We start from the raw sequence: 21,763 nt of genomic DNA, 5'->3' as shown, positions 1-21,763 counted from the left end.
TACCCCTTATGAGGTTTCCACTTCCTTTTGAATTTATTAGTGGAGGTAGCAACATTGTCTGTAAATCGAATTCTTGTTATTAACCCAGGTAGTACATCCACAAAAATTGGTGTTTTTGATAATGAAAGACCCGTTCTAGAAGAAACGATTCGTCATGACGTAGAACAGATTGGAAAATATAAGCGAATTATCGACCAATATGAGTTTCGAAAAGAAACGATTTTAGAAGTTCTACATTCTCATGGTATTAACATTTCAAAATTAAACGCTGTTTGTGGGCGTGGTGGATTACTTCGTCCAATCGAAGGCGGTACGTATATAGTAAACAATGCGATGTTAGAAGATTTAAAGAATGGCTTTAGTGGTCATCACGCTTCAAATCTTGGAGGCATTTTAGCATATGAAATTGCTTCTGGATTAAACATTCCTGCATTCATTGTGGATCCTGTCGTTGTAGATGAGATGGAGCCGGTTGCTCGTATAAGTGGTATTGCTGGTATGGAACGCAAAAGTATCTTCCATGCATTAAATCAAAAAGCAGTTGCTCGTAAAGTAGCTGAACAGTTAAATCATAAATACGAGGATTTAAATTTATTAGTTACACATATGGGTGGCGGTATTACAGTTGGTGCCCATAAAAAAGGAAGAGTAATCGATGTGAATAACGGTTTAAACGGAGAAGGACCATTTAGTCCAGAGCGTGCTGGTACAGTACCAGTAGGGCAACTAGTAGAAATGTGTTTCTCTGGTGAGTATTACCGGGATGAAATGATTAAAAAACTTGTCGGACAAGGTGGACTTGTAAGTTTAATCGGTACAAATGATGCGATAAAAGTAGAGCAAATGGTTGAAAAAGGTGATCCTGAAGCAACTCTTATTTATAAAGCAATGGCATATCAAGTTGCAAAAGAGATTGGCGGAGCTAGCGCTGTACTTCACGGGAAAATCGATGCAATCGTATTAACTGGTGGACTGGCATACAGTAAAATTCTTGTCGATGAAATAAAAGAGCGAGTGGACTGGATTGCAGATGTTATCGTACATCCAGGAGAAGATGAGTTAGAAGCGTTAGCAGAAGGAGCACTTCGTGTATTACGTGAAGAAGAAGCTCCAAAAGAATACGTTGTACGTGAAAAAGAAACGGTAGCTAGGGGTTGAGATAATGGCAAAAGAATATGATTTAGTCATCGTTGGCGGCGGTACTGGTGGATATGTTGCTGCAATTCGTGCATCACAACTAGGGTTAAAAACTGCACTAGTCGAAAAAGAAAATCTTGGTGGTACTTGTTTACACAAAGGATGTATTCCTAGTAAAGCTCTTTTACGTAGTGCGGAAGTATATGCAACTGCTAAAAAAAGCGAAGAGTTCGGAGTTATTGCAAGCAATGTAGAACTAAACTTTGCGAAAGTACAAGAGCGTAAAGAGAAGATTGTAACGCAGCTTCATAAAGGCGTTCAACATTTAATGAAACAAGGTAAAATTGATGTGTTTGAAGGTATTGGCCGTATTCTTGGCCCGTCTATTTTCTCTCCGATGCCAGGGACAATTTCAGTTGAACTTGCAAGTGGAGAAGAGAATGAAATGTTGATTCCAAAAAATGTACTTGTTGCAACAGGTTCTCGTCCAAATTCATTGCCAGGTTTAGAATTAGACGGAGAGTACGTAATGTCTTCAGATCATGCTCTAAAAATGGAAACGCTTCCTAGTTCGATTATTATTGTTGGTGGCGGTGTAATCGGTATTGAGTGGGCATCTATGCTTGCTGACTTCGGTGTAGAAGTTACAGTATTAGAGTATGCGAAAACGATATTACCACTAGAAGATCAGGACGTTTCAAAAGAAATGCAACGTCTATTTAAGAAAAAAGGTATTAAAGTGGTAACTGGTGCAAAAGTATTACCAGAAACATTGGTAAAAGATAATGGAGTAACAATCCAAGCTGAACATAACGGTGAGAATAAAGAATTTAAAGCTGAAAAAATGCTTGTATCTGTAGGAAGACAAGCGAATACGCAAAATATTGGCTTAGAGAACACAGATATCGTTGTGGAAAAAGGATACATTCAAACAAATGAGTTTTATCAAACGAAAGAATCGCATATTTACGCAATTGGAGATGTAATCGGTGGTTTGCAACTGGCTCACGTTGCTTCTCATGAAGGGATTGCTGCAGTAGAACATATTGCAGGGAAAGAAGTTACACCGATTGATTACTCTATGGTATCAAAATGCGTATATAGCAGTCCAGAAGTTGCTTCTGTCGGTTTAACAGAACAAGAAGCGAAAGAAAAAGGCTATAAGTTAAAAGTAGGTAAGTTCTCATTCCGTGCAATCGGAAAAGCACTTGTATACGGAGAATCAGATGGTTTCGTAAAACTTGTAGTTGATGAAGAGACAAATGACATTCTTGGTGTTCATATGATTGGACCGCATGTAACAGATATGATTTCTGAAGCTGGTCTTGCAAGAGTACTTGATGCAACACCTTGGGAAGTAGCACATACAATTCATCCGCATCCATCATTATCTGAGGCGATTGGTGAAGCAGCACTTGCTGTAGATGGAAGAGCGTTACACGCATAAAAATGTGGATTTAGGAGGTTATGAAAAATGGCAGAAGTAAAAGAAAAGCGCCATGAAGAGCTTGGCTTAAGTGATGAGCAAGTATTAGAAATGTTCCGTACGATGTTACTTGCACGTAAAATCGACGAACGTATGTGGTTATTAAACCGTGCAGGTAAAATTCCATTCGTAATTTCTTGTCAAGGACAAGAGGCTGCGCAAGTTGGAGCGGCGTTCGCTCTTGATAGAGAGAAAGATTATGCATTACCATACTACCGTGATATGGGTGTTGTACTAGCATTTGGTATGACAGCTAAAGAACTTATGTTGTCTGCTTTCGCGAAAGCTGGAGATCCAAACTCTGGTGGTCGTCAAATGCCTGGTCACTTCGGTCAAAAGAAAAATCGTATTGTTACAGGTTCATCTCCAGTAACAACACAAGTACCACATGCAGTTGGTATTGCACTAGCTGGAAAAATGGAGAAGAAAGATTTAGTAACGTTCGTTACATTTGGAGAAGGTTCTTCAAACCAAGGTGACTTCCATGAAGGGGCAAACTTTGCTGGTGTACACAAACTGCCTGTTATTTTTATGTGTGAAAATAACAAATATGCAATCTCTATTCCAGTTGAAAAGCAATTAGCATGTAAAAACGTATCAGATCGTGCAATTGGTTACGGTATGCCTGGATATACAATAGACGGAAATGATCCGCTTGCAGTATATAAAGCTGTAAAAGAAGCAGCAGATCGCGGCCGTCGTGGTGAAGGCCCGACTTTAATTGAAACAGTATCGTATCGTTTAACAGCACATTCTAGTGACGATGATGATCGTGTTTATCGTGATAAAGAAGAAGTAGAAGAAGCAAAGAAAAAAGATTCAATTATAACATTTGCAGCTTATTTAAAAGAAGCTGGTGTGTTAACTGAGGAATTTGAAAAACAAATGTTAGACGAAATTATGCATATCGTAAATGAAGCAACAGAATATGCAGAAAATGCTCCGTATGCAGCACCTGAAGATGCATTGAAGCACGTATACGCAGAATAGGGGGGAACGTTTCATGGCTGTAATGTCTTATATTGATGCTATTACATTAGCAATGCGCGAAGAAATGGAACGCGATGAAAAAGTATTCGTTTTAGGAGAAGATGTTGGTAAAAAAGGTGGCGTATTTAAAGCGACACACGGTTTGTATGATCAATTTGGTGAAGATCGTGCGCTTGATGCACCGCTTGCAGAATCTGCAATTGCTGGGGTAGCAATTGGTGCAGCAATGTATGGTATGCGTCCAATCGCTGAAATGCAGTTTGCTGATTTCATCATGCCAGCAGTAAACCAAATTGTTTCTGAGGCAGCAAAAATTCGTTATCGTTCTAATAATGATTGGACTTGTCCAGTTACAATCCGTGCACCATTTGGTGGGGGTGTTCACGGTGCATTGTATCATTCACAATCTGTAGAAGCGATGTTTGCAAACCAACCAGGTTTAAAAATCGTTATCCCTTCTACACCATATGATGCAAAAGGCTTATTAAAAGCAGCCATTCGTGATGAAGATCCAGTATTATTCTTCGAACATAAACGTGCATATCGTTTAATTAAAGGTGAAGTGCCGGAGGATGACTACGTATTACCAATCGGAAAAGCAGATGTAAAACGTGAAGGTGATGATATTACAGTTATCACGTACGGATTATGTGTTCATTTTGCTCTTCAAGCAGCTGAAAAGTTAGCACAAGATGGCATCTCTGCACACATTCTTGATTTACGTACTGTATATCCATTAGATAAAGAAGCAATCATTGAAGCAGCTTCTAAAACAGGTAAAGTTCTTCTTGTAACAGAAGACAATAAAGAAGGAAGCATTATGAGTGAAGTGGCAGCAATTATTGCTGAAAACTGTCTATTTGATTTAGATGCGCCAATCGCACGTCTTGCAGGTCCAGACGTTCCAGCAATGCCATATGCACCAACAATGGAAAAATTCTTTATGGTAAATCCAGATAAAGTTGAAAAAGCAATGCGTGAACTTGCGGAATTTTAATCGGGGGGACTATACATGGCTGTAGAAAATATTACAATGCCTCAGCTCGGGGAGAGCGTTACAGAGGGCACAATTAGTAAATGGCTCGTTAATGTTGGCGATCACGTAAACAAGTATGATCCGCTTGCAGAAGTAATGACTGATAAAGTAAATGCTGAAGTACCATCTTCTTTCACGGGTATTGTGAAAGAGTTAATCGCTGGTGAAGGTGATACGTTAGCTGTAGGTGAAGTAGTTTGTGTGATTCAAGTAGAAGGCGCAGATGAAGTAGCAGCAACAGCTGTTGAGGAAAAAACAAAAGAAGAACCAAAGGCAGAAGTAGCTACGTCTGAAAAAGCACCGAAAGTAAAACAACCAACTGATGGAAAACCACGTTTTTCACCAGCTGTGTTAAAACTTGCGGGTGAGCATAACGTTGATTTAGATCTAGTAGAAGGTACGGGAGCAAACGGCCGTATCACTCGTAAAGATATTTTAAAGCTAGTGGAATCTGGAAATATTCCGCAAGCAGGTGTGAAAAAAGAGGAAGCTGTAGCGGCAGTAGTAGAAGCTCGCCCAGAAGCACCAAAAGCAGCACCAGTAGCGCAAAAAGTAGAAGCTGCGAAACCAGTTTCTGTACCTACAATGCCTGGAGATATCGAAATTCCAGTAACAGGTGTGCGTAAAGCAATCGCAGCAAACATGTTACGTAGTAAACATGAAGCACCACATGCTTGGATGATGATTGAAGTAGATGTGACAAACCTTGTGTCATACCGTAACTCAATTAAAGGTGACTTTAAGAAGCGTGAAGGCTTTAACTTAACGTTCTTTGCTTTCTTCGTAAAAGCAGTAGCACAAGCGTTAAAAGAGTATCCTCAAATTAATTCAATGTGGGCTGGCGATAAAATTGTTCAGAAGAAAGATATTAACCTTTCTATCGCTGTTGCAACAGAGGAAGAACTATTTGTACCAGTAATTAAGCAAGCGGACGAGAAAACAATTAAAGGTATCGCTCGTGAAATTACAGAACTTGCAGGAAAAGTACGCACGAAATCGTTAAAAGCAGACGAAATGCAAGGTGGAACATTTACAATTAATAACACAGGATCATTCGGTTCTGTTCAATCTATGGGTATTATTAATTACCCACAAGCGGCTATTCTACAAGTTGAATCAATTGTAAAACGCCCAGTAATTATGGATAACGGTATGTTCGGTGCTCGTGACATGGTTAACTTATGTTTATCACTTGATCACCGCGTACTTGATGGTTTAATCTGTGGTAAGTTCTTAGGACGTGTTAAAGAAATTTTAGAAAACATGTCAGAAAACAATACATCTGTATATTAATAAAAAGCTCGCTTATGCGAGCTTTTTATTATCTTATTTCTTCATCTACATCCTACTATATGTATAAATACCTTTCCCAGTAATCTTACAATAAACGATTATGTATTAGGAATTTACGAAAATACATTGCTGATATATGGTATATGGATATAAAATAAGAAAAGAATAATTTTTTTGGCAAATCTTACTGATGAAACTGTAGTATAATATATTGTATTGTATTGTATGAAAAAGAGAGTTATTCTATATAAGTGTTTTATAGATAATGTGTAATCAGTCGTCAAAACATGAAGAATGTTGACTCCTGGTTTTTTATTTTGCTGTAACAATGTTTCAGGAGGATGTCATGAAAAGAAGTACCGAGTTTCTAAAAAGTTTAGATGTAAAATTAATTTTAATTTTGTGTGCACTATGTGTGACGAGTATAGCTGCTATATATAGCAGTCAGCAAACTGGCCAATATGGGGCTGAGAATTTTGCTTTGAAACAAGGGATTAACTACATAATTGGAATTGTAATGTTACTTCTTGTTGCAAGTGTTGATTCAGATCAGCTGCAAAAATTATCATGGCCATTGTATATTGCAACATTTCTGTCAATTATTCTACTAAAAATATTACCGGTTTCAACCTTTACACCGGAGATACTAGGAGCAAAAAGATGGTTTAGATTTCCACTAATTGGATCTATTCAGCCGTCAGAGTTTTTCAAAATTGCACTGGTTATGTTAGTAGCAAATCTAGCAGTAAAGCATAATGCACAGCATATGGTTCGAACATTTAAAACAGACTTAATATTAGTAGGAAAGATTATGCTAGTATCTATTCCTCCTACGGCAATTGTATATAGCCAACCGGATACAGGTATGGTGTTCTTATATGCTGCTGCTATTGCATGTATTTTATTTATGTCAGGTATTCAGAAGAAATTGATAGCAATATGCACAGTTATTCCGGTGACGATATTATCTGTGTTAATGTTTATTTACTTTAAGTATCAGGATTTTTTCTATAATAATTTAGTTACATTACTAAAACCTCACCAACAGTCACGTATTTTAGGTTGGTTAGACCCATTTGAACATACAGATCAAGGTTATCAAACACAGCAATCGATTCTAGCTGTAGGTAGTGGAGGTATGGAAGGTAAAGGATACGGTGGAGGAAGCGTCTATATCCCAGAGAAGCATACTGACTTTATTTTCGCTACAATTGCCGAAGAAGGTGGATTTATCGTAGCAGCGTTAGTTGTCTTCTTGTTCCTATTACTACTATATCGAACAATTATTATTGGTTATTCCGCTGATAATTTATTTGGTACATTATTATGCGCTGGATCGATCGGTATATTAACAGTTCAAATATTCCAAAACATCGGTATGATCGTTGGATTAATGCCTGTAAAAGGGATTGCATTACCTTTCTTATCGTATGGGGGAAGTTCCTTATTCTCGAATATGATTATGATGGGGCTCATACTATCGGTACGGAAAACTTATAAAAAATATATGTTTTCAGTTAAGTAAAAAAAGCTGGTTCGTTTTTAAACGAACCAGCTTTTTTACATATATGCTCATAAACGTTGCAAACTAAAACAGGATAGCAGTTTGAGACGGGTAAGGAGTGCAAAGTGATGCATATGCATATTTTTGAAGGAGCACGGCATCTTTCTAATAGTGAATGGGTTATTCGGGCTATTATAGCATACATATTTTTAATATTAGTTGCGAAAGCGATGGGGCAAAGGTCTATCGCACAACTTCGTTTTTTAGATGTTGTATTAGTGTTATTGCTTGGTGGGAATATTTCTAACGCATTGTCTGATGAAAAAGTAGGGTTACTGGGCTCGATGATTACAACGTTCATACTTGTTGTACTTCATATTATAAGCTCAGTTTTAATGCTGAAATGGGATAGATGGAGACGCTTTTTAGAGCCAGCACCTATCATTCTTATACATAATGGTTCCATTGATTTTAGCAATTTGAAAAAGGCGAGAATTACCGTGGAATATTTGTTTTCGGAACTTCGTATGCGAAATGTGAGCGATATTCAAACGATTAAATTAGCATTATGGGAAGCGAACGGTGTCGTTTCTATATTTCGGTATCCAGAATATGAAGCAGTTTCGCGGCTTGATCTTAAAGTGGCGGGAAAAAAATCTCCAGTTTCTTTTGTATTAGTAAAGGATGGGAGGATACAGAAAGATGTTCTTGCATTATTAGGAAAAACAGAAGCGTGGGCGAGAGAATTTCTAGAGAAGAGTACAGAAGTCGAATCTATTATGTTAGCTACAGTAGATGAATCACATAAAATAAATATTTTGTTAAAAAAATGAAAAATATACGCATTTTGTCGTTTCGAACATATGATACAATAGTGTGGACAACGAAAAAGGAGGCGATACGGTGGGATATGTAGAAGAATTACGAAAAATAGTTGGTCATCGCCCTTTAATTTTAGTTGGTGCTGTTGTACTCGTTATAAATGAAAATGGATATGTTTTATTGCAGCAGCGGACAGAGCCGTACGGAAAATGGGGGCTACCTGGCGGGCTAATGGAGCTTAGTGAATCACCAGAAGAAACAGCTTATCGTGAAGTATATGAAGAGACAGGAATAAAAGTGAAGAACTTGCGACTAATCAATGTATTTTCTGGAGCGAACTACTTTACAAAATTAGCAAACGGTGATGAATTTCAATCTGTAACAACCGCCTATTATACGGATAAATACGAAGGGGATTTTGTTATGAATAAAGAAGAAGCAGTTCAGCTTAAATTCTTTTCAGTAACAGAACTACCTGACTATATTGTAGGATCGCATAAAAAAATGATTGCTGAATATATGAAGATTATGGAAAAAAAGATATAATAATAGTGAAAGAAATACAAAAACACAGTTCTGGTTGGTAGTCCAGACGCATGATTTCATGTCAGTAACCTTCCCCTCCGGGATGTCCCGTATTTCTAATCTTTTAAAGGAGGGGCTGTCAATGGATTTGACAGTATATCACGATGGTCAGTTTTTTGTTGGAATTATTACATGCAAAGAACAAGGGAAATTGTATGGAGCGAGGTATATTTTTGGGGCGGAACCGTCAGATGAAGAAGTGCTTATGTTTGTGAATGGTTCACTTTTAGAACATTTTCAGCACTTTGCAAAATGTGGTGTAGAAGTTAAAGAAAAACAGCGACCTAAAAACATAAAGCGTATCATACGACAAGCAGCAAAAGAAACAAATATTAAACGTTTTACTAAGGCGCAAGAGGCGATTAGTTTATCTTATGAATTGCATAAACAAGAAAAGAAAGTGCAGTCTAAAGAGAAGCGAGAAGCTGAAAAAGAAAGAAGACGTTTAATTAAAGTACAAAAAGCAAAGCAAAAACATCGTGGTCATTAAAGAAAAGGTGTTAGAGCAAGAGCTCTAACACCTTTTCTTTACTTAAATACAAGTAAACTTACTTGTATTTCATAAACATTAACTGGTAAGATACAAATAGGTAGTTTTAGAGGAGGGAAAAGAGTGATTAATTTTAACTTTTTTATGAATGATGTTGTCCGCCAAGCGCGTGAAGAGATTGTCTCTGCTGGATATACAGAATTGACGACGCCAGAAGCGGTAGAAGAAGCGTTTAAAAGAAATGGAACAACACTTGTAATGGTAAACTCTGTATGTGGTTGTGCAGGTGGTATTGCTCGTCCTGCTGCTGCGCATTCCGTACATTATGATAAACGTCCTAACCACCTTGTAACGGTGTTTGCAGGTCAAGATAAAGAAGCGACAGCAAGAGCGCGTGAATATTTCGAAGGGTACCCACCTTCTTCTCCATCATTTGCTTTGTTAAAAGATGGAAAAATTGTAACGATGGTAGAGCGTCATGAAATTGAAGGGCATGAACCGATGCAAGTTATTGCGAAACTACAATCGTATTTCGAAGAAAATTGTGAAGAACTATAAAAAATAAGAGAAAAGGCGGCACATCCACAATCAAGTGGATGTGCCGCCTTTTTTATTTATTATTAAAATTTATGAGATATGCATAGTTATGTTATTTTATGCATTATTTTATACATGAAAAACAGCGATTATATTGTTATTTCATTTATTTTTATTTTATATATTGCATAAAAATGAAAGTGCTGATACAATACAAACATCGAATAAATATTCTATTAAACTTTTAAATATACATTATTAGGGGGAAGAAAGATGAAGAAGTTATTATCAATATCGTTTGCACTTATTTTAATTGTAAGTATATTCAGCGCTTGTAGTAATGGGGAAGAAAAGGCTACTGGAAAAAGTGAAAAAGTACTGGTTATGGGGACTTCAGCAGATTATAAACCATATGAATACGTGGAAGCTTCAAAAAGTGATGAAATTATTGGTTTTGATGTCGATGTTGCTAAATATATCGGAAAAGAACTTGGGTATGAAGTGAAAGTGAAAGATATGGATTTTGGTGGTTTATTAGCATCTCTTAGTTCAGGAAAAGTTGATTTCGTAATGGCAGGCATGACGCCAACTGCAGAGCGTAAAAATAATGTTGATTTTACAGATATTTATTTTGTTGCGAAAAATATGGTCGTTTCTAAAAAGGATTCTAATATTAAATCTGTAGAGGACTTAAAAGGGAAAAAAGTAGGGGTACAAACAGGATCTATTCAAGAAGAGAAAGCAGCAGAATTTAAAAAACAAGTAGATTTCCAAGTTGAGGGACGTGACCGTATACCAGAAATCGTACAAGAAATTAAAGCTGGTCGTTTTGATGCTGCAATTATAGAAGACACAGTTGCTAAAAATTATTTAGAGAAAATGAAAGATTTACAAGGAATTGAAATTAAAGAGGCGCCAGAAGAAGTTGGAGCAGCAATTGCCCTTCCGAAAAACAGTGATAAAACAGCTGAATTTAATAAAGTAATTAAAAAAATGCAAGAAAATGGAGAAATGGATAAATTAGTGAAGAAATGGTTTGGCAGCGAAAAATAAGCTGCCTTTCACTTTTCTGTGAGGGGAATGAAAAGAATGAACTTAGATTTTTCGGCGATTATGCCTTCAATACCATATATACTAAAAGGTTTAGAAGTTACTTTGAAAATTGTAGCAGTATCAGCTTTAGCAGGATTTATTTTAGGAACATTATTAGCACTTTGTAAAATTGCTAGAATACGAGCGTTAAATATAGCAGCAGATTTTTATACATCAATTTTTCGTGGTACACCACTTGTATTGCAATTAATGATTATTTATTTCGGCGTCCCGCAAATAATTGGTTATGAAATACCAGCATTCTTAGCAGCTGTACTTGCATTTAGCTTGAATTCAGGTGCATACATGTCAGAAGTGATTCGTGCCGGTATTCAAGCGGTTGATAAAGGACAAACAGAAGCAGCGATGGCTTTAGGGATACCGTACGGAAAAATGATGAGAAATATTATTTTCCCTCAAGCATTAAAAAATATATTACCAGCGCTTGTGAACGAATTTGCGACACTTACGAAAGAATCAGCTGTAGTAACAGTAATAGGCGCGACTGATTTAATGCGCCGTGCTTACATCGTAGGCGGTGAGACATTTAAATATCTTGAACCATTACTTTTTGTTGGACTGATTTATTATATGTTAGTCATTATTCTTACATTAGTCGGGAAGGCAATTGAAGGGAGAATGAAGAAAAGTGATTAAAATTGAAAACCTTCATAAATCATTTGGTAATAACGAAGTATTAAAAGGAATTACAATAACGATTGAAAAAGGGGAAGTAGTTGCAATTATAGGGCCTTCTGGATCAGGAAAATCAACATTTTTACGTTGTATGAATATGTTAGAAGCACCAACGAATGGTCACATTTGGATTGGAACGGAAGAAGTAACGAATCCGAAAACGAATGTTATGCATGTTCGTGAAAATGTCGGTATGGTATTTCAGCATTTTCACTTATTTCCTCATATGACTGTATTAGAAAATATTACGTATGCTCCTATCAATGTAAAAGGGGTAACGAAGCAAGAAGCTGAAAAGAAAGCTGAGAAACTTTTAGAAAAGGTTGGATTAGTAGATAAAAAAGATACGTATCCGAATCGTCTGTCGGGAGGACAAAAGCAACGTGTAGCAATTGCAAGAGCGTTAGCGATGGAACCAGAAGTTATGTTATTTGATGAACCGACATCGGCGCTAGACCCAGAGATGGTGAAAGAAGTGTTAGAAGTTATGAAATCGTTAGTTACGACAGGAATGACGATGGCTATCGTTACACATGAAATGGGCTTTGCAAAAGAAGTGGCAGATCGTGTTCTTTTCTTGGACGGAGGAAAGCTTGTAGAAGATAGTGCGCCAGAAGAATTTTTTGCAGAGCCGAAAAGTGAACGTGCGCAACAATTTTTACAAAAAATATTGTAATATGAAAAGGTTATGTGAATAATAAGTAGAAAAGGATGACATTGTGTCATCCTTTTTTTATACTAGCTGTAAATACGTTTATACATATAGGAGTAATGATATGTTTAAAATTGGATATCGTACAGTAAAAACAGCAATAGGGACAGGCGCGGCAGTTTTTATTGCTCAGTTATTAGGATTAGAATTTTATAGTTCAGCGGGTATTTTAGTTATATTGTGTGTACAAAATACGAAACGTAAATCACTGCAAGTATCACTACATCGTTTTTTAGCTTGTGTATTATCAATGGTGTTCGCGTTTTGCATTTTTGAAACAATTGGATATACACCACTAGCAATTAGTGTATTATTACTTACATTTATTCCGACTGCAGTTATGCTCAAAATTCAAGAGGGTATTGTCACGAGCTCAGTTATTGTTATGCACCTGTATTCATTGAAACAAATTACATGGCTTATTGTTGGGAATGAAATTGCTATATTAACGATAGGGATTAGCGTGGCTCTATTAGTGAATATGTATATGCCGAGTAGTGAAAATAAGCTAAAAGAGTATCAAGATAAAATAGAAAGTAATTTTAAAACGATTTTGTTTGAAATGGTTGTATATTTACGAAATCGAGAAAGTAGTTGGAGCGGAGCAGAACTTATTGAAACTGAAAATATGCTAAATGAAGCTAGAGATTTATCGTTTAAGAAACTTGAGAATGCATTTATGCGAGAAGATGACTATTACTATCGTTATTTTAATATGCGTATGCAACAATTCGAAATTTTAGAGCGAATGATACCACTAGCAGCTTCTTTATCGTGGACATATGAACAAGCTGACATGATTGCAGATGTTGTTGAAAACATTAGTAATGCTATTAGCCCTGAGAGTACTGGCGTTATTTCCTTAAGGCAGCTTCAAGAAATGAGGGAATTATTTAGAGACATGCCATTGCCAGCTACACGCGAGGAATTTGAGATACGTGCGAAACTTGTTCAACTTGTGTATGAAATGGAACAATATTTACTCATTAAAAGCCGCTTTAAGGGAAAGGATAATATAAAAGAACTTATATAGAAGGTAGGAATTATCTATGCCGTATCTTCTCACTATCATATTATGTCTTTCTTTATCGCCGATTTGGCCTCTTGGGGATAATCCGCGTGCCGGAGATCCTTTTATTATTGTAAATAAAGCAACGAATAAATTAGCTTACATTGACGATGGAAAGATTCAAAAAGTTTTTCCAGTAGCGACAGGGAAAACGAATGAATTAACTCCAGAAGGAACTTTTGATGTTGTAATGAAAGCGAAGGATCCGTATTACATTGCGAAGAATATTCCAGGTGGATCGCCAAAAAATCCACTTGGGTCAAGGTGGATTGGATTTAATGCAAGAGGAACTGATGGAAGTAAATATGGAATACATGGAACAAATCAACCGAGTTCAATTGGAAAGTATATTTCACAAGGGTGTATAAGAATGAAGAAAAACGATGTGGAATATTTATTTGATCGCATTCCAATTGGAACGAAAGTATGGATTGTGAAATCGAAAAAATCATTTCAGCAATTGGCAAAAGAAAAAGGAGCCGTTGCATATGAAAAAGCCAACGAAAAGGTTGGCTTTTTCTATTATAATAAGTTGTCTTGACATGTGTACATAACCGTGCGTTAATGAGAGTATAGAAAGATAAAATTAGATAAAGGGGTTGCTCATATGTACTTGAATCCAAAACTTTCGTATATGCAGTTTTTTATGGGATTTCTATTTATTATTACATTCATATTGGCAACTTTTAATATATGTTCTTATCTTGTAGCGATTGTATGTATGGCATTACTTAATCTAACTTTTGTTATTGGGGCATTTCAGCAGAAACAATATACAAGTTTTGTAATAGCACTTGTAATGTCATTTTCCTTTAGTATTGTAGCGATTGTGTTTTATATAAAATAAACCATCTCGATGTCGAGATAGTTTATTTTGTCATGTGTAAAAAGTAAAAAAAGGACGAACACATCGCCCTTTTTACCAAAACATACTCGCGCCAGCAAGTAATGTTGTTACAAGCATAGAAATTAGCATCACATAAACCATAATTTTTTGAGCTTTTTTATGCATCGTTATACCTCCTTGCAAATCAGTACAATTTCATTGTAACGAGAAATGAAATTATGGACAAGGGGAGAGTGAGGACAAAATTCGGGAGGGGATTGCAAAATATAACAGGAAATTTGAGTGTGTATAGAGAATATAGTTAAAGGGTATATTGTTAATTTTTAGTTGGGCAAGCTGAAGAATGGAGATACGATGATGAAAATATACGAAACAGATCGTTTATACTTAAGGGAAATTGATGAGTCGTATGCTGAAACAGTTCTTCAATATTACGACAGAAATCGTGAATTTTTAAAAGCTTGGGAAGAGTATAGACCGGATGATTTTTTTACGCTAGATTATCAAAAGAAAAAGTTGCAAAAGGATAGAAAAGAGTTCGAAGAAGGGAAAATCATCAGACTATGGATTTTTAAAAAGGGTGATGATACGAAAATAATTGGGTGTATTTCATTTAATTTAATCGTTCGTGGCATTTATCAATCTTGTGTACTCGGTTATAAATTAGATAAAGCAGAGTTAAACAAAGGGTATACGACAGAAGCACTTAGAAAAGCAATTCAAGTTGCTTTTGAGGAATTTCAGTTACATCGTATAGAAGCTCCGATTATGCCTCGTAATTTAGCATCTATACAAGTGGTGACGAAGATAGGTTTTCAATATGAAGGCGTGTCTAGGAAGATGTTAATGGTAAATGGCGTGTGGGAGGATCATATGCGCTGGGTATTGTTAAATGAGTAATAGAAAGCAGATGGTTATCTAGACATGTAAACCATCTGTTTTTTGTCTTGTATTTCGAAAGTTTTGCGAAATTCTGTTATAATTAGTAGTGTTACATACATAATGGTAGTGCAGGAGGCGCAGTCTTATGATTAATCAAGAACGTTTAGTAAATGAATTTATGGAATTAGTACAAGTAGATTCTGAAACAAAATTTGAAGCAGAAATCTGCAAAGTATTAACGAAGAAATTTACAGATTTAGGTGTAGAAATATTTGAAGATGACACAATGGCTGTAACTGGTCATGGTGCAGGCAACTTAATTTGTACTTTACCAGCAACAAAAGATGGTGTTGATACAATTTACTTTACTTCTCATATGGATACAGTAGTTCCTGGTAATGGAATTAAGCCTTCTATTAAAGATGGATATATCGTATCAGATGGTACAACAATTTTAGGTGCGGATGATAAAGCTGGATTAGCCTCAATGTTCGAAGCAATCCGTGTTTTAAAAGAGAAAAATATCCCTCATGGTAAAATTGAATTTATTATTACAGTCGGAGAAGAATCAGGTCTTGTTGGTGCAAAAGCATTAGACCGTGAGCGTATTACAGCGAAATATGGCTACGCATTAGATAGTGATGGAAAAGTTGGTGAAATCGTTGTTGCAGCTCCAACACAAGCGAAAGTGAACGCAATTATTCGCGGGAAAACAGCTCACGCTGGTGTAGCGCCGGAGAAAGGTGTATCTGCAATTACTATCGCAGCGAAAGCAATTGCGAAGATGCCACTTGGTCGCATTGACTCTGAAACGACTGCAAATATTGGACGTTTTGAAGGTGGTACACAAACGAATATCGTTTGCGATCATGTACAAATCTTTGCAGAAGCTCGTTCTTTAATCAATGAGAAAATGGAAGCACAAGTTGCGAAAATGAAAGAAGCATTTGAAACAACTGCAAAAGAAATGGGCGGTCATGCAGACGTTGAAGTAAACGTTATGTACCCAGGATTTAAGTTTGCTGATGGCGATCACGTTGTAGAAGTTGCAAAACGTGCAGCTGAAAAAATTGGTCGTACACCTTCTCTTCACCAAAGTGGTGGCGGAAGTGATGCAAACGTAATTGCAGGACATGGTATTCCAACAGTTAACTTAGCAGTTGGTTATGAAGAAATTCATACAACAAACGAGAAGATTCCTGTTGAAGAATTAGCAAAAACAGCAGAATTAGTTGTTGCAATTATTGAAGAAGTAGCGAAGTAATGGAAAATAAAAAGCGTGTAAATCAATTGTGATTTACACGCTTTTTATTTTGATTTGATTGCTTTGATAAGACGTATAAGCCAATATAAGAAAAACTATGGAAGTTGCTACATGTACTAGACGAGGGAATAATCCTAACGTATTCATATTGAAAATCGGAAGTAGTAAATCATTAATTGCAATGATTAATATAACTACAAGGAATGTATAGTTGAGTTTGTCCCGCTATTTGCCGGGCAGTAAGCCCCCCACCTCAAAATTCAGCGAAAGTAAAGAAGTTAGGTGGGGATCGGGTTGCTTGTAAAAGTCCAATTGGTGAGGGCTAATAATCAGTGGGGGATGAACAAAACCCCCACTGATTAAAGTTTCACTTTATTAGTTGATTTCATCATAATCAGCCCCTTTCACATATATATCCTCTTTATATCGATTATAAAAAAGAACAAGTAATTATTATAAATATTGTGCAAAATTTGATATAATGAAAGAACGAACGTTCTGATTAGGGAGTGAGTACTATGCGAGAAATGTATCCGAAAAATGGTCGTGTTATTTTACATGTAGATATGAATTGCTTTTTCGCATCTGTTGAAATTGCTCATGATCCATCATTACAAGGAAAGCCATTAGCGGTTGCTGGAAATGAAAAAGAGAGAAAAGGAATTATAATAACATGTAGTTATGAGGCGAGAGAATACGGAATACGTACGACGATGCCCCTTTGGGAAGCGAAAAGATTATGCCCGCAATTAGTTGTAAGGCGTCCTAATTTCACATTATATCGCGAAGCTTCATTTCAAATGTTTCAAGTCCTTTCCCGTTTTACAGAAAAGATACAACCAGTCTCAATAGATGAAGGATATTTAGATATTACAGATTGCTATGCACTTGGTTCGCCCCTTGAAATAGCAAAGATGATACAACAAGCACTATTAACAGAGTTACAGCTTCCGTGTAGTATCGGAATCGCTCCAAATCTTTTCCTAGCAAAAACAGCTTCTGATATGAAAAAACCTCTCGGTATTACCGTGCTTCGAAAACGTGATATTCCAGAAATGATTTGGCCACTTCCAGTTGAAGCAATGCATGGGATTGGAGAAAAAACAGCTGAAAAATTAAATGAAATTCATATACATACAATTGAACAGTTAGCGAAGGGAGACGAGCATATCATTCGCGCTAAAATTGGCAAGCACGGTATTGATTTACAAAAGCGTGCAAAAGGTACGGATGATAGGGAAGTGGATCCGAGTCAAATGGGCCAACATAAAAGTGTCGGTAACTCGATGACTTTTTCAAAGGATATGGATGAAGAGAAAGAATTACTTGATATGTTAGAACGGTTATCAAAATCAGTGAGTAAAAGATTACAAAAGCGAACCCTTGTCAGCTATAATATTCAAATTATGATTAAATACCATGATAGGCGAACAGTAACACGGAGTAAGCAATTGAAAAATGCGATTTGGGAAGAACGCGATATTTTTCAAGCAGCATCCCGTTTATGGAAGCAACATTGGGATGGTGATTCCGTTCGTTTACTAGGTGTTACAGCTACTGAAATAGAGTGGAAGACAGAATCGGTGAAACAATTAGATTTGTTTTCATTTGAAGAGGATGCGAAAAAAGAACCACTACTTGCTGTCATTGATCAAATTAATGATAAGTATGGAACACCGATTTTACAACGAGGTAGTCAACTACTACGTAAGCAAGAGAAGTCGTTTCAACAAAAGTTAGAAAATAAGTTTATGTAGAAGGTGTCATGAAGTAGTAAAATCATGACACCTTTCCTATTTAACTCGCTTCTAAATCTAAAGAAGTCTTCCATCCAGCTCCAGTAACGCCAGATTCTAATAGCATTCTACTTACTATTTTTTCAATTAAGATAGCCGCATTTGTCTTGCAATGTAATGTAGCCTGTATACACACCTTTCGATTAGAATCTACGTCTTCACTATACAACTCTTTTAAACCGAGCCCTTCTGTACTTACCATATGCATAAGTAAAAAACGAATATGTGCTTCATTTTCTTCTGAACAAGTAAGGGAAAGTAAGTAGTTCGTTTGTTCTGGTGATTCTTCTTTTGATTTTTTATTCATAAAAAGAGCAATTGGGCGAAGGAGTATATTTGCTAGTAACACGCCGGCTGCACCTAATATAGCTGCAACGAGGAAACCGGCGCCTGTAAGAGTACCGACAGCAGCTGCACACCATAAAGTAGCTGCCGTATTTAGCCCTCTAATACTAAAACCATCGCGGATAATAACGCCACCCCCTAAAAAGCCAATGCCACTAACGACTTGAGCGGCAATGCGGGAGGGGCTAGCATCATGATTAAGCATGACGGATAATAAAACAAATATACAGGCACCAAGTGATACGAGAGCATTTGTCCGTAACCCAGCCATTCGATGTCTCCATTGTCTTTCCATTCCGATGCAAGCTCCTACAATAATTGCTATAACTAATCTGAATATAATGTCGTACCATACCATCATGGTCACCTCCATATATAAATATGTGTTATGTCTTTTAGAATGAGCGGGGAATACCCACTCATTCTTATTTTTACAACCAGCTATGAAACTTTTTAATATAAAGCTTTTTCAGGAACTGTGTTAAAAAAGCGTAGCCTAATAGTATTCCTACTAACCAAGGGAAGTAGCTAAGTGGCAATGATTGTAAACCAACGGCTGCACCAAGTGGTGAGAATGGAATATAAATCCCGATTGCCATAATAAGAGCGGTTAATAAAACGACTGGTGTTGATGCAGCGCTTTGAATAAATGGAATCTTCTGTGTTCGTATCATGTGAACAATTAAAGTTTGTGTTAACAATCCAACCACAAACCAACCGGACTGGAATAATGATTGCTCGCTCGGTGTATTTGCACCAAATACATTCCACATGACTACGTATGTGATAATATCAAATATGGAACTGATTGGGCCGATACAAATAATGAAGTTTCGTAAGTTTGCAGTATCCCATTTTCGGGGTTTTTCTAGAAACTCTTTATCCATTTTGTCCCATGGAATAGAAAGTTGTGAAATATCATAAAGTAAGTTTTGAATTAAAAGATGAATGGCAAGCATCGGTAAAAAAGGAATGAAAGCACTTGCTACTAACACGCTAAACACATTACCGAAGTTAGAGCTAGCTGTCATCTTAATATATTTTAAAATATTTCCGAATGTAGTACGTCCTTCTAAAATCCCCGCTTCTAATATAGTTAAACTTTTTTCGAGTAGAATAATATCAGAAGCTTCTTTCGCAATATCAGTAGCAGTATCAACAGATATTCCGACATCAGCTTCACGTAATGCTACAGCATCGTTAATGCCATCTCCCATGTAACCTACAGTGTGTCCATTTCCTTGTAATGCGTGTATAATGCGAGATTTTTGCATTGGATTAAGCTTCGCAAATACAGTCGTTTCTTCAGCAAGTTTTGCTAATGCTTTATCTGGTAAAGAATCAATCTCGTAACCGAGGATTGGTTCGCCGATATCTAATCCAACTTCTTTACAAACCTTTCTTGTAACAATTTCGTTATCGCCAGTTAAAATTTTCACTTGTACACCATGTTTTTGTAATGCTTGAATTGCAGCTGCTGCAGATGGTTTCGGTGGATCTAAAAAGCCGATATATCCAGCGAGAATCATATCTGTTTCGTCTTTTACTGCGTACTCTTTATCATTTATTCTTCTATCTTTTTTATAAGCCACAGCAATAACCCGCATACCTTCACTATTTAATGTCTCACTTAGTTTTTTGACATTTGAACGTATTTCCTCGGTGAGTGGAACGACTTTTTCATCCACTTCAGTGTAATTACAAATTGATAAAATTTCTTCTACGGCACCTTTACAAACCATTGTATGTTCACCTGAAATATCTTTTACGATGACTGACATACGCCGGCGGGCGAAATCGAATGGAATTTCATCTAGCTTTTGAAAAGCTGATGGATTAAATTTATTATTTTCCTCTGTATGCTTAATAACAGCTTTATCTATTAAATTTTTCAATCCAGTTTGATAGAAACTATTTAAATAGGCAAATTGTAAGACGCGATTGCATTTATTTCCATTAGGATCTAAGTGACGAACAAGGACAACTTTATCTTCTGTTAAAGTTCCGGTTTTATCTGTACAAAGAATGTTCATAGCGCCTAAGTTTTGAATAGAATTTAGCTGTTTTACAATTACTTTTTGCTTAGACATGTTAACGGCACCTTTAGCTAGATTAGCAGTTACAATCATGGGTAACATTTCAGGTGTAAGGCCAACAGCAACGGCAATAGCGAAGAAGAAAGCTTCTTGCCAATCTCCTTTTGTGAATCCATTAATGAGAAGGACAATAGGCGCCATAATAAGCATGAATGTAATTAAGAGCCAGCTTACTTTGTTTACACCTTTATCAAAGCTTGTTTCTACACGCTTTCCAATTACCTTATTTGCTAAAGAGCCGAAATACGTATCGGTACTTATTGAGATGACAACAGCTTTTGCGCTACCACTTACAATATTTGTTCCCATGAAGCAAAGGTTTTCCATATCGAGTGGATTGTAATTTTTTTTCATGTTTTTCGGTAAGATATGCTTATTTTCTGTATGGTAGCAGCGTTCGTATTTTTCTACAGGAAGTGCTTCCCCTGTCAAAGAAGATTGATTAACAAATAAATCTTTAGCGGATACAACACGCACATCAGCTGGAACGATATCACCAGCTGAAAGGGAAATAATATCGCCAGGTACAAGTTCCTCAATTGGAATTTCTGTTGTGTAATTTCGGTTTAAATTCTTTACATTTTTTGTTTCATGTACAAATCCATTTATTCTAAATACGCTCGCAGTTGTTCGAACCATAGCTTTTAACTTATCGGCAGCTTTTTGAGAACGGAATTCTTGTGAAAACCGAATCGTTGCACTAAGTAGGACCATTACAGATACGACAATCGTTCCTTGCATATCATCCGTGAAAAAGGAGAGTGCTCCAAGAACTAATAAAACGAAAATAAATGGGTTTTTAAATGCCAACAGAAATTGAATGTACCACGGCGCCATTTTATTATGAGCTATTTCGTTCGGACCATATAAAGAAAGTCTACGAGACGCTTCTTGTTTAGATAATCCATCTTGTGTTGTTTCTAAAAGTTTTAACGCAGAGCTTACATCTTGTGTTGCAACCTCCACTAATAATTCGTTATTTGTTTTCATGCTATCTTGCTCATAAGCATGCTTTGTTTCTTGTCTTTGTAAATTAAACATCGGTAGTTCCTCCTCTGTCATGAAGGAGGAAACAATCTGTTAC

At 36.5% G+C, this 21,763-nt stretch carries 22 protein-coding genes; 19 read left to right on the top strand and 3 right to left on the bottom strand.

Going from position 1 to position 21,763, the window contains the following annotated elements; genetic code table 11:
* The first annotated feature begins 54 nt into the window (after window positions 1–54).
* The 16 genes from buk (at window position 55) to C4S65_RS07130 (ending at window position 14,296) form a co-directional block, all read left to right on the top strand.
* Window positions 55–1,158 (top strand): butyrate kinase, encoded by a 1,104-nt coding sequence (buk, locus tag C4S65_RS07210; RefSeq protein WP_000115776.1) that lies wholly within the window; start codon window positions 55–57, stop codon window positions 1,156–1,158.
* A gap of 4 nt (window positions 1,159–1,162) precedes the next feature.
* The gene (gene lpdA, locus C4S65_RS07205) at window positions 1,163–2,584 is read left to right on the top strand and encodes a dihydrolipoyl dehydrogenase (RefSeq protein ID WP_001051295.1); all 1,422 of its coding nucleotides are present in this window, start codon (window positions 1,163–1,165) and stop codon (window positions 2,582–2,584) included.
* Between the two features lie 27 nt (window positions 2,585–2,611).
* Entirely contained in the window at window positions 2,612–3,613 is a 1,002-nt protein-coding gene (gene bfmBAA, locus C4S65_RS07200; RefSeq protein WP_000852549.1) for a 3-methyl-2-oxobutanoate dehydrogenase subunit alpha, read from the top strand.
* Between the two features lie 13 nt (window positions 3,614–3,626).
* Window positions 3,627–4,610, top strand: a complete 984-nt coding sequence (gene bfmBAB / locus C4S65_RS07195) for a 3-methyl-2-oxobutanoate dehydrogenase subunit beta (protein WP_000290071.1) — start codon at window positions 3,627–3,629, stop codon at window positions 4,608–4,610.
* Between the two features lie 15 nt (window positions 4,611–4,625).
* Window positions 4,626–5,942: a dihydrolipoamide acetyltransferase family protein gene (locus C4S65_RS07190; RefSeq protein ID WP_086407230.1), complete on the top strand. Its 1,317-nt coding sequence runs from the start codon at window positions 4,626–4,628 to the stop codon at window positions 5,940–5,942.
* A 346-nt stretch (window positions 5,943–6,288) separates the two neighbouring features.
* Window positions 6,289–7,467, top strand: a complete 1,179-nt coding sequence (locus tag C4S65_RS07180; RefSeq protein WP_000831183.1) for an FtsW/RodA/SpoVE family cell cycle protein — start codon at window positions 6,289–6,291, stop codon at window positions 7,465–7,467.
* A gap of 107 nt (window positions 7,468–7,574) precedes the next feature.
* Window positions 7,575–8,279, top strand: a complete 705-nt coding sequence (locus C4S65_RS07175) for a YetF domain-containing protein (RefSeq protein ID WP_000550960.1) — start codon at window positions 7,575–7,577, stop codon at window positions 8,277–8,279.
* Between the two features lie 70 nt (window positions 8,280–8,349).
* The gene (locus tag C4S65_RS07170; RefSeq protein WP_086407229.1) at window positions 8,350–8,814 is read left to right on the top strand and encodes an NUDIX hydrolase; all 465 of its coding nucleotides are present in this window, start codon (window positions 8,350–8,352) and stop codon (window positions 8,812–8,814) included.
* Window positions 8,815–8,935: 121 nt separating this feature from the next.
* The gene (locus tag C4S65_RS07165) at window positions 8,936–9,343 is read left to right on the top strand and encodes a YjdF family protein (RefSeq protein ID WP_000366602.1); all 408 of its coding nucleotides are present in this window, start codon (window positions 8,936–8,938) and stop codon (window positions 9,341–9,343) included.
* A gap of 144 nt (window positions 9,344–9,487) precedes the next feature.
* Entirely contained in the window at window positions 9,488–9,901 is a 414-nt protein-coding gene (locus tag C4S65_RS07160) for a BrxA/BrxB family bacilliredoxin (protein WP_001979317.1), read from the top strand.
* A gap of 252 nt (window positions 9,902–10,153) precedes the next feature.
* Window positions 10,154–10,933, top strand: coding sequence for a transporter substrate-binding domain-containing protein (locus tag C4S65_RS07155; protein ID WP_000735461.1), 780 nt, complete (start codon window positions 10,154–10,156; stop codon window positions 10,931–10,933).
* A 36-nt stretch (window positions 10,934–10,969) separates the two neighbouring features.
* Entirely contained in the window at window positions 10,970–11,629 is a 660-nt protein-coding gene (locus C4S65_RS07150) for an amino acid ABC transporter permease (RefSeq protein WP_001046910.1), read from the top strand.
* A complete protein-coding gene (locus C4S65_RS07145; RefSeq protein WP_000590227.1) occupies window positions 11,622–12,344 on the top strand; it encodes an amino acid ABC transporter ATP-binding protein in 723 nt (240 codons plus the stop codon). Before C4S65_RS07150 ends, C4S65_RS07145 begins: the two co-directional genes overlap by 8 nt.
* 100 nt (window positions 12,345–12,444) lie before the next feature.
* Window positions 12,445–13,413, top strand: a complete 969-nt coding sequence (locus tag C4S65_RS07140; RefSeq protein WP_000472683.1) for an aromatic acid exporter family protein — start codon at window positions 12,445–12,447, stop codon at window positions 13,411–13,413.
* 16 nt (window positions 13,414–13,429) lie between these two features.
* Window positions 13,430–13,990: a L,D-transpeptidase gene (locus C4S65_RS07135; RefSeq protein WP_001146575.1), complete on the top strand. Its 561-nt coding sequence runs from the start codon at window positions 13,430–13,432 to the stop codon at window positions 13,988–13,990.
* Between the two features lie 66 nt (window positions 13,991–14,056).
* On the top strand, window positions 14,057–14,296 hold the full coding sequence (locus tag C4S65_RS07130) for a DUF3894 domain-containing protein (RefSeq protein WP_000281164.1): 240 nt from the start codon (window positions 14,057–14,059) through the stop codon (window positions 14,294–14,296).
* Between the two features lie 72 nt (window positions 14,297–14,368).
* Here C4S65_RS07130 and prli42 read toward each other — a convergent pair whose 3' ends face one another.
* A complete protein-coding gene (gene prli42 / locus C4S65_RS34315) occupies window positions 14,369–14,461 on the bottom strand; it encodes a stressosome-associated protein Prli42 (RefSeq protein WP_000549037.1) in 93 nt (30 codons plus the stop codon).
* A 189-nt stretch (window positions 14,462–14,650) separates the two neighbouring features.
* Here prli42 and C4S65_RS07120 point away from each other — a divergent pair, with 189 nt between their 5' ends.
* From C4S65_RS07120 to C4S65_RS07110, 3 genes are all read left to right on the top strand, one after another.
* Window positions 14,651–15,196 (top strand): GNAT family protein, encoded by a 546-nt coding sequence (locus tag C4S65_RS07120; RefSeq protein ID WP_061666307.1) that lies wholly within the window; start codon window positions 14,651–14,653, stop codon window positions 15,194–15,196.
* A 127-nt stretch (window positions 15,197–15,323) separates the two neighbouring features.
* On the top strand, window positions 15,324–16,442 hold the full coding sequence (locus C4S65_RS07115) for a tripeptidase T (protein ID WP_000609800.1): 1,119 nt from the start codon (window positions 15,324–15,326) through the stop codon (window positions 16,440–16,442).
* 518 nt (window positions 16,443–16,960) lie between these two features.
* Window positions 16,961–18,199 (top strand): DNA polymerase IV, encoded by a 1,239-nt coding sequence (locus C4S65_RS07110; RefSeq protein ID WP_001208856.1) that lies wholly within the window; start codon window positions 16,961–16,963, stop codon window positions 18,197–18,199.
* Between the two features lie 40 nt (window positions 18,200–18,239).
* Here C4S65_RS07110 and C4S65_RS07105 read toward each other — a convergent pair whose 3' ends face one another.
* Together C4S65_RS07105 and mgtA are read right to left on the bottom strand one after the other, a co-directional pair.
* Window positions 18,240–18,941, bottom strand: a complete 702-nt coding sequence (locus C4S65_RS07105; protein ID WP_061666308.1) for an MgtC/SapB family protein — start codon at window positions 18,939–18,941, stop codon at window positions 18,240–18,242.
* A 73-nt stretch (window positions 18,942–19,014) separates the two neighbouring features.
* Window positions 19,015–21,720, bottom strand: a complete 2,706-nt coding sequence (gene mgtA / locus C4S65_RS07100) for a magnesium-translocating P-type ATPase (RefSeq protein WP_140337951.1) — start codon at window positions 21,718–21,720, stop codon at window positions 19,015–19,017.
* Between the last annotated feature and the right edge of the window lie 43 nt (window positions 21,721–21,763).

This window comes from Bacillus sp. ok061 (genome assembly GCF_900108285.1).
In the GTDB taxonomy this organism is placed as follows: Bacteria; Bacillota; Bacilli; order Bacillales; family Bacillaceae_G; genus Bacillus_A; species Bacillus_A thuringiensis_S.
This window is presented reverse-complemented; position numbering and strand designations above follow the sequence as displayed.

Bases quoted from the DNA above. Each gene is read 5' to 3' on its own strand.
- lpdA (WP_001051295.1), top strand. From the start codon at position 1,163: ATGGCAAAAGAATATGATTTAGTCATCGTTGGCGGCGGTACTGGTGGA.
- bfmBAA (WP_000852549.1), top strand. From the start codon at position 2,612: ATGGCAGAAGTAAAAGAAAAGCGCCATGAAGAGCTTGGCTTAAGTGAT.
- bfmBAB (WP_000290071.1), top strand. From the start codon at position 3,627: ATGGCTGTAATGTCTTATATTGATGCTATTACATTAGCAATGCGCGAA.
- C4S65_RS07190 (WP_086407230.1), top strand. From the start codon at position 4,626: ATGGCTGTAGAAAATATTACAATGCCTCAGCTCGGGGAGAGCGTTACA.
- C4S65_RS07180 (WP_000831183.1), top strand. From the start codon at position 6,289: ATGAAAAGAAGTACCGAGTTTCTAAAAAGTTTAGATGTAAAATTAATT.
- C4S65_RS07175 (WP_000550960.1), top strand. From the start codon at position 7,575: ATGCATATGCATATTTTTGAAGGAGCACGGCATCTTTCTAATAGTGAA.
- C4S65_RS07165 (WP_000366602.1), top strand. From the start codon at position 8,936: ATGGATTTGACAGTATATCACGATGGTCAGTTTTTTGTTGGAATTATT.
- C4S65_RS07160 (WP_001979317.1), top strand. From the start codon at position 9,488: ATGAATGATGTTGTCCGCCAAGCGCGTGAAGAGATTGTCTCTGCTGGA.
- C4S65_RS07155 (WP_000735461.1), top strand. From the start codon at position 10,154: ATGAAGAAGTTATTATCAATATCGTTTGCACTTATTTTAATTGTAAGT.
- C4S65_RS07150 (WP_001046910.1), top strand. From the start codon at position 10,970: ATGAACTTAGATTTTTCGGCGATTATGCCTTCAATACCATATATACTA.
- C4S65_RS07140 (WP_000472683.1), top strand. From the start codon at position 12,445: ATGTTTAAAATTGGATATCGTACAGTAAAAACAGCAATAGGGACAGGC.
- C4S65_RS07135 (WP_001146575.1), top strand. From the start codon at position 13,430: ATGCCGTATCTTCTCACTATCATATTATGTCTTTCTTTATCGCCGATT.
- C4S65_RS07130 (WP_000281164.1), top strand. From the start codon at position 14,057: ATGTACTTGAATCCAAAACTTTCGTATATGCAGTTTTTTATGGGATTT.
- prli42 (WP_000549037.1), bottom strand. From the start codon at position 14,461: ATGCATAAAAAAGCTCAAAAAATTATGGTTTATGTGATGCTAATTTCT.
- C4S65_RS07120 (WP_061666307.1), top strand. From the start codon at position 14,651: ATGATGAAAATATACGAAACAGATCGTTTATACTTAAGGGAAATTGAT.
- C4S65_RS07115 (WP_000609800.1), top strand. From the start codon at position 15,324: ATGATTAATCAAGAACGTTTAGTAAATGAATTTATGGAATTAGTACAA.
- C4S65_RS07110 (WP_001208856.1), top strand. From the start codon at position 16,961: ATGCGAGAAATGTATCCGAAAAATGGTCGTGTTATTTTACATGTAGAT.
- C4S65_RS07105 (WP_061666308.1), bottom strand. From the start codon at position 18,941: ATGGTATGGTACGACATTATATTCAGATTAGTTATAGCAATTATTGTA.
- mgtA (WP_140337951.1), bottom strand. From the start codon at position 21,720: ATGTTTAATTTACAAAGACAAGAAACAAAGCATGCTTATGAGCAAGAT.